The 8720-nt window shown below is 74.1% G+C and carries 2 protein-coding genes; both read left to right on the top strand.

Annotated features, from left to right (window positions below; all coding sequences use genetic code 11):
- Positions 1–2298: SDR family NAD(P)-dependent oxidoreductase (locus ACLF6P_RS29555; protein WP_415954489.1), on the top strand; the 2298-nt coding region annotated here is incomplete at its 5' end.
- Between the two features lie 25 nt (positions 2299–2323).
- A partial coding sequence (locus tag ACLF6P_RS29550; protein ID WP_415954488.1) for an SDR family NAD(P)-dependent oxidoreductase occupies positions 2324–8720 on the top strand: 6397 nt, incomplete at its 3' end.

Raw genomic sequence — 8720 nt, 5'->3', positions numbered from 1 at the left:
GTCTACACCGGCACCGGAGCCCGCCGCACCCCCCTCCCCACCTACGCCTTCCAGCGTTCCCACTACTGGCTGAAGGACGAGCCGCAGAACAGCAGCGAGCCCAAGGCCGCCGGTCCTGCGGCGGCCGTGGACGCGGAGTTCTGGAAGGCCGTGGAGGAGGGCGACGAGACGGCTCTCATGGGGCAGTTGGAGGGTGTCGAGGCCAAGGCCTTGAGCGCGGTTCTGCCCGCGCTCGCCGCCTGGCGGCGGGGCGCGGTGACCCGCGCGACGCTGGACTCGTGGCGGTACCGGATCACGTGGAAGCCACTGGTGGCTGCTACGGACGGCGGTGGGCGCGCGCTCGACGGCGCGTGGCTGGTCGTCGTACCGGAGTCCGATGCCGATGCCGATGCCGATGGTGCTGGGGGCGGGGCGCTGATGGCAGCGACCGTCCGGGAACTGACGGAGCGTGGGGCGCGGGTCGTGCCGCTGGTGCTCGGTGAGCACCAGGCGGACCGGGAAGGGATCGCGAAGGCGCTGGCGGCCGCGCTCGTGGAAGCGGATGTCACCGCCGTCGACGGTGTGCTGTCCCTGCCGGCCGGCACGGGAGAGAGGGAAACCGTTCTCGGCGTGCCCGCCGTCACCGCCCGCACGCTCGCGCTCGTCCAGGCCCTTGACGACAGCGGTACGCGAGCACCGCTGTGGTGTGTCACGAGCGGAGCCGTCCAGATTGGGCAGGCCGGTCATGCGGAGCCGGCAAGCAGTCCGGTGCAGGCACAACTGTGGGGGATGGGCCAGGCCATCGCTCTGGAGGCGCCGGGGAGCTGGGGCGGTCTGATCGACCTGCCCGACACCGCGGAGGCCGAAGGGAGCGACGCGTCGGTGGTGGTGGCGGAACGGATGTGCGCGGTGCTGGCCGGGGACCTCGGAGACGAGGACCAGGTGGCGGTGCGCGGCTCCGATGTGTTCGCCCGTCGGATCGAGCGCGCCGGACTCGACGGCGCCGTAAGCCCGTTCGTGCCGCGCGGCGCGGTTCTGGTCACCGGTGGTACGGGTTCGGTCGGCGGTCATGTGGCGCGCTGGCTCGCCGGGCTGGGCGCCGGGCACATCGTGCTGACGAGCCGTCGTGGCCCGGACGCGCCGGGTGCGGCGGAGCTGGTGGAGGAGCTGGAGCGGGCCGGTGCGACGGCGACGGTCGTCGCGTGCGACGTGGCGGACCGCGCCCAGGTCGACACGCTGGTCGAGCGGTTGCGGGCCGAGGGCCGTCCGGTGCGGAGCGTGTTCCACACGGCGGGCGTGGACGACACGGCCGCCGTGCAGGACACGGACGTGGAGGCGTACACCGCCGTCCTGTCGGGGAAGGTGAACGGCGCGCTGCACCTGGACGAGGCGCTCGGGGACTCCGTGGACGCCTTCGTCCTGTTCTCCTCGATCTCGGGGGTGTGGGGCAACGCCCGGCACTCCGCGTACGCCGCCGCCAACGCCTCGCTCGACGCGCTGGCGCACCGGCGCCGCGCCCAGGGCCGTGCGGCGACGTCCGTCGCGTGGGGCTGGTGGGAAGGTGACGGGCTGGCCGGCGGGGCCGGGGTCGGCGGGGCGCTGAGCGGGCTCGGCCTGGCGGCGATGGCGCCGGAGCTGGCGGTGTCGGCGATGCGGCAGGCGGTCGAACACGAGGAGACGGCGGTCGTCGTCGCCGACATCGACTGGCGGGACTTCGCGCCCGCGTTCACCGCGCTTCGACCGAGCCCGCTGATCGGAGACCTGCCGGAGGTGCGCGGTGCGTTCCTCTCCCCCGAGGGAGCCGGGGACGACGCGGCAGCGGACGGTGACGAGGGGGACGGGGATACGTCCGTTCAGGACACCGTGGACCGCCTCCGTGCCGAACTCGCCGAACTGCCCGGCCCTGAGCAGGTCTTCGTTCTCCAGGATCTGGTCCGGGACCATGCCGCCGCCGTCCTCGGTCTGACGGGGCCGGGCGAGGTGCGGCCGGACCGGGCGTTCCGGAAACTCGGCTTCGACTCCCTCACCGCGGTGGACCTGCGCAACCGGATCGCCCGGGCCACCGGCCTGCGGCTGCCGGCCGCGCTGGTCTTCGACCACCCGACGCCCTCCGCGCTGGCGCGGTTCCTGCTGAGCAAGCTGGACCTTCCGCAGGTGGCGGGCGAGAACGATCCGGCAGCGGACGCCCCGGTCGCTGACCACCCGATGGCCGCTGACCACCCGATGGTCGCTGACGACCCGATCGCTGACGACGACTCGATTGACGACATGGACGCCGAATCCTTGATCCAGCTGGCGCTGGGAGACAACGGCTCATGATGACGTGCGAAATGTGGAGTGCATGATGGCTGCTTCGGCGGACAAGGTCCTTGAGGCTCTGCGGGCGTCGGTCAAGGAGACCGAGCGGCTCCGCAAGGAGAACGCCCGGATCACGGAGGCGGCGCGGGAACCCGTCGCGATCGTCGGCATGAGCTGCCGGTACCCGGGCGGTGTCGCCGGCCCCGAGGACCTGTGGCGGCTGGTGGACGCGGGTCGTGACGCCGTGGGGCCCTTCCCCACGGACCGCGGGTGGGACATCGACGGCCTGTACGCGTCGAGCCCGGCGGGCTCGGGGGCGTACGAGGGCGGGTTCGTGCCCGACGTCGCCGAGTTCGACGCCGGGTTCTTCGGGATCTCGCCGCGCGAGGCGCTCGCCATGGACCCCCAGCAGCGGCTGCTCCTGGAGGCGGCCTGGGAGGCGGTGGAGCGCGCCGGGGTGGCCCCGTCCGCGCTGCGCGGCACCCCTACCGGTGTGTTCGCCGGTGCCGCCGTCTCCGGTTACGAGTCGAAGCTGCAGAACGCGTCGGACAACGTCGAGGGCTACTTCCTGACGGGTACGGCGGGCAGTGTCGTCTCGGGCCGCATCGCCTACACCCTGGGCCTGGAGGGCCCCGCGGTGACGGTCGACACGGCGTGCTCGTCGTCGCTGGTCGCCCTCCACATGGCCGTCCAGGCGCTGCGGTCGGGCGAGTGCGAGATGGCGCTCGCCGGTGGTGTGGCCGTGATGGCGGTACCGGAGGCGTACGCCGAGTTCAGCAAGCAGGGTGGTCTCGCCGTCGACGGCCGCTGCAAGTCCTTCGCGGCCGGCGCCGACGGTACGGGCTGGGCCGAGGGTGTCGGCGTGCTGCTCGTGGAGCGGCTGTCCGACGCGGTCCGCAACGGACACGAGGTCCTCGCCGTCATCCGGGGCACCGCCGTGAACCAGGACGGTGCGAGCAACGGCCTGACCGCTCCGAACGGTACGGCCCAGCAGCGCGTCATCCGCGCCGCGCTCACCAACGCCGGTCTGGCGGCGGGCGAGGTCGACGCGGTCGAGGCGCACGGCACCGGCACGGTCCTCGGCGACCCGATCGAGGCGCAGGCCGTGGTGGACACGTACGGCCGGGAGCGGGCCGACGGCCGTCCGCTGTGGCTGGGCTCGATGAAGTCGAACATCGGCCACGCGCAGGCCGCTTCGGGTGTCGCCGGCATCATCAAGATGGTCATGGCGATACGCAACGGCGTACTGCCGCAGACGCTGCACGTGGACGAGCCGACACCGCACGTCGACTGGTCGGCGGGCGCGGTGGAACTGCTGACGGAGGCCCGCCGGTGGCCCGCGACCGGTGCGCCGCGCCGCGCCGCGGTGTCGTCCTTCGGCGTGAGCGGTACGAACGCGCACATCATCGTGGAGCAGGCACCCGAGCAGGCTCCGGAGCAGGCGCTGGAGGAGGCTCCCGGGGAGGCTCCGGAGCGGGAGACGGGCGACGCCGCCGGCGATGATGCCGCCGAGGTCGCCGCCGACGACCTGCCCGTACACCCGTGGCTGGTGTCGGGTGCGTCCGCACAGGGGCTCGCCGCGCAGGCGCAGCGTCTGCTGGACCGGCTCACGGGCACCGACACCACGGTCGAGGCGGAGGCCCTCGCCGCCGCGCGCACGCTCGACGTCGGCTTCTCACTCGCCACCGGCCGGGCCGCTCTGGAGCACCGTGCCGTCGTTCTCGGCGAGGACCGCGAGGCCCTGCTGAACGGGCTGCGCGCGCTCAGCGAGGGCGACGAGACCGCGGCCGGGACTGCGACCGCCTCGGTCGTACGCGCCCTGGCCACACCCGGCAGGCTCGGCGTGATGTTCTCCGGACAGGGCTCCCAGCGCGCCGGCATGGGCCGTGAGCTGTACGGCACGTTCCCCGCGTACGCCGAGGCCTTCGACGCCGTGTGCGCCGCACTCGACCAGCACCTCGCCGGGCACGTCGAGCGTTCCGTGCGCGACGTCGTGTTCGCGGAGGAGGGCAGCGCCGACGCGGCGCTGCTCGACCGGACCGTGTACACGCAGGCCGCCCTGTTCGCCGTCGAGGTGGCGCTGTTCCGGCTCGTCACGTCCTGGGGCGTCATTCCCGACCATCTGATGGGCCACTCCGTCGGCGAGATCACCGCCGCGCACGTGGCGGGTGTCCTCGACCTCGAGGATGCCGCGGCGCTGGTCGCCGCCCGGGGCCGGCTGATGCAGGCCCTGCCCGCGGGCGGTGCCATGGTCTCCGTACAGGCCACCGAGGACGAGGTGGCCGAGGTTCTGGCCGGGCAGCTTCCCGGACAGCCTTCCGGGCAGCCGTCCGAACTGCCCTCCGAACTGCCCTCCGAACTGCCCTCCGAGCCGTCTGCCGAGCTGTCTGGCGAGCTGTCTGGCGACCCGTCTGCCGAGCCGGCTTCCGACGCCCGCGCGGACGTGTCCATCGCAGCCGTCAACGGCCCCCGGTCGGTCGTCGTCTCCGGTGCCGAGGCGGCCGTGCTCCAGCTCGCCGCCGCCTTCGAGGCGCGCGGCCGCAAGACGCGGCGGCTGAAGGTGTCCCATGCCTTCCACTCGCCGCTCATGGAGCCCATGCTCGACGCGTTCCGCGCCGTCGTCGAGGGCCTGACCTTCCACCCGCCACGGCTCTCGGTCGTCTCCAACGTCACCGGCCGGCCGCTGCGTTCGCAGGAGATCCGCGACCCCGGCTACTGGGTGCGCCACGTCCGCGAGGCCGTCCGGTTCGAGCAGGGCGTGCGCACGCTCGCCGACCAGGGCGTCACGACGTTCCTGGAGATCGGCCCCGGCGGAGTGCTGACCGCCATGGCGCAGGACTGCGTGGCCGCCGCGGGGGACGGGGACAGCGGCGCCGACGCCGTGTCCTTCGTGGCGACCCTGCGCAAGGACCGGCCGGAGACGTACGCCCTGACGGCCGCTCTGGCCGCCCTGCACGTGCACGGCAGGCCCGTCGACTGGGCCGCCTTCTACGCCCGTACCGATGCCCGGCGCGTCGCCCTGCCCACGTACGTCTTCCAGCGCACCCGCTACTGGCCGGCCCCGGCCGCCGCGCAGGACGCCGCCGAGGTGCTGGCGACCTTCCGCAACGAGGCCCGATTCTGGGAGGCCGTGGAACGCGAGGACCTCACGGCCCTCGCCGACACGCTGCGGCCGGTCGACGTCGACCCGCTGGCCGCCGCCCTTCCGGCGCTCGCCGCCTGGCGGCGCCGCAACCGCGACCTCGACATCGTCGACTCCCTGCGCTACCGCATCGACTGGAAGCCCGTCTTCGGGACGGGCCGGGCCCAGGCCTCTGGACCGGCCACCACCGCCCTGACCGGCACCTGGCTCGTCCTCTCCCCCACGCGCACCGCGTACGGCGCCCTCGTGGCCCGTACGGCCGAGGCGCTGGCCGCCCGTGGCGCCTCCGTGACCGTCGTCGACGTGGACGCCCGGGCCCACGGCACCGACCGCGCGGCGCTGGCCGCCCTGCTGGCCGAGCACGCGGGGTCGCCGGACGTCACGCCCGCCGGTGTCCTGTCCCTGCTCGCCCTGGCCACGGACGACGACTCGGACGGCTCGGACGGCTCGGACGGCACGGACGGCTCGGACGGCTCGGACGGCTCGGACGGCACGAACGGCACGAACGGCACGAACAGCGCAGACAGTGCCGACGGCTCGGATGACGCGCACGGCGCGCACGGCGCGGACGACCCGTTCGCCTCGGGCCGGCTTCCCGCCGGCACCGCCGCCACCGTCACGCTCGTACAGGCCCTCGGCGACACCGGCCTCGACGCCCCGCTGTGGATCGCCACGCGCGGCGCCGTCTCCATCGGCCGCTCCGAGTCCCTGAACTCGCCCGCCCAGGCCCCGCTCTGGGGACTGGGCCGGGTCATCGGCCTGGAGCACGGCGAGCGCTGGGGCGGTCTCGTCGACCTGCCCGCCGAACTGGACGACCGTACCGCCGACCGGCTCGCCACCGCCCTCGCCGACGGCGCCGAGGACCAGATCGCGCTGCGCTCCTCCGGCCTGTTCGCGCGGCGCCTCGCCCACGATCCGCGCACCGGCGGCCCGGCATCGCGGTCCTCCGCGTTCATCCCGCGCGGTACGGCACTGATCACCGGCGGAACCGGCGCGCTCGGCGCGCACACGGCACGCTGGCTCGCCCGCAACGGCGCGGAACGCATCGTCCTGGCCGGCCGCCGTGGCCCCGACGCCCCCGGCGCCGCAGAACTGGCCGCCGAGATCGAGGCGCTGGGCGCGCCCCACACGGTCGTCAGCGTCGTCAGCTGCGACGTGTCCGACCGGGCATCGCTCGCCGCCCTCCTGGACACCCTGCGCACCGACGGCGGTCCGGCGCTGCGCTCCGTGTTCCACACGGCCGGCATCGCCAGCGACACCCCGCTCACGGACATGGACCTGGCCGCGTTCACCACCGAGATCCAGGCCAAGGCGGCGGGCGCCGCCCACCTCGACGCGCTGCTGCGCGACCAGGACGCGGAACTCGACGCGTTCGTGCTGTTCTCGTCCATCTCCAGCGTGTGGGGCAGCCGCGGCCAGGGCGCGTACGCCACCGGCAACACCTACCTCGACGCGCTCGCCCAGCGCCGCCGCGCCCGCGGCGCGACCGCGACATCGGTGTCCTGGGGAGCCTGGGGCGGCGGCGGACTCGCCGACGGCCGCGAGGGCGAGCGTCTCGCCCGGCGCGGCATCCGCACCATGGCCCCCGAACACGCCGTCGCCGCGCTGAAGCACGCCCTGGACCACGATGACACGCACGTCGCCGTCGCCGACGTCGACTGGGACCGCTTCCTGCCCGCCTTCACGGCGATCCGCCCCCGGCCGCTGCTCGCCGACCTCCCGGAGGCCGTCGCCGCCCTCGCCGACGCCTCCGACGCCGAGGCCCCCGAGACCGGGAACAGCACCCGGTCGCAGCTGCGCGACCGGCTGGCCTCGCTGTCCCCCGCCGACCGTACGGCGCACCTGGTACGCCTCGTCCGCGAGGCCGCCGCCGCGGTCCTCGGCCACGAGGGCACCCACGGCACGGACGAGATCCGCGCCGACCGGGCCTTCCGCGACCTGGGATTCGACTCGCTCACCGCGGTCGACCTGCGCAACCGGCTGGCCCGCGAGTGCGGCATCCCACTGCCGAGCACTCTCGTCTTCGACCACCCCAGCCCGGCCGCACTGGCCCGCTTCGTCGAGTCGGAGCTGCTGGCTGCCGGTACGAACACTCCTGCCGGTACCTCGTCCGTGTCCGCCGTGACCGACGACGAGCCCATCGCCATCGTCGGCATGGCCTGCCGCTACCCGGGCGGCATCGCCGGCCCCGAGGACCTGTGGCGGCTCGTAGACTCCGGCGGCGACGGCATCACGCCGTTCCCCACCAACCGTGGCTGGGACCTCGACGCGCTGTACGACCCCGACCCGGACGCACACGGCACCTCGTACGTCCGCGACGGCGGATTCCTGCACGACGCACCCGACTTCGACGCGGACTTCTTCGGGATCTCGCCGCGCGAGGCCCTCGCCATGGACCCCCAGCAGCGCCTGCTGCTCGAAGCTTCGTGGGAGGTCTTCGAGCGGGCCGGTATCGACGCCGCGTCCGTACGCGGCGACCGCATCGGCGTGTTCGCCGGCGCGTCGGCGTCCGGCTACGGCGCCGACCTCGGCCGTACCGCCGACGGCACGGGCACCGAGGGCCACCTGCTGACCGGCATGGCCACCAGCGTGCTCTCCGGCCGCCTCGCGTACACCCTGGGCCTGGAGGGCCCGGCGGTGACGGTCGACACGGCGTGCTCGTCGTCGCTGGTCGCCCTGCACCTGGCGGCGCAGTCGCTGCGCTCCGGCGAGTGCACCATGGCCGTCGCCGGCGGTGTCGCCCTGATGGCGACCCCGACCGGTTTCGTGGAGTTCAGCCGCCAGCGCGGCCTGGCGACGGACGGCCGCTGCAAGTCCTTCTCGGACACGGCGGACGGTACGGGCTGGTCCGAGGGCGTGGGTGTGCTGCTCGTGGAGCGGCTGTCGGATGCGCGCCGCAACGGCCACCAGGTGCTGGCGGTCGTACGCGGTTCGGCGGTGAACCAGGACGGCGCGAGCAACGGCCTGACGGCCCCGAACGGCCCGTCACAGCAGCGCGTCATCCGCCAGGCCCTGACCAACGCGGGCCTCTCGGCGGAGGACGTGGACGCGGTCGAGGCGCACGGTACGGGTACGACCCTCGGCGACCCGATCGAGGCGCAGGCCCTGCTCGCCACGTACGGCCAGGAGCGACCGGAGGACGGCCGTCCCCTGTGGCTCGGCTCGATCAAGTCGAACATCGGCCACGCGGCGGCCGCCTCCGGCGTCGGCGGCGTGATCAAGATGGTGCAGGCCATGCGGCACGGCGTGTTGCCTCGGACGCTGCATGTGGATGAGCCGTCGTCGAAGGTGGACTGGTCGG

The organism is Streptomyces lothianensis (genome assembly GCF_047779955.1).
In the GTDB taxonomy this organism is placed as follows: Bacteria; Actinomycetota; Actinomycetes; order Streptomycetales; family Streptomycetaceae; genus Streptomyces.
The sequence above is the reverse complement of the archived record's forward strand: the minus strand, read 5'-3'. Positions and strand labels throughout refer to the sequence as shown.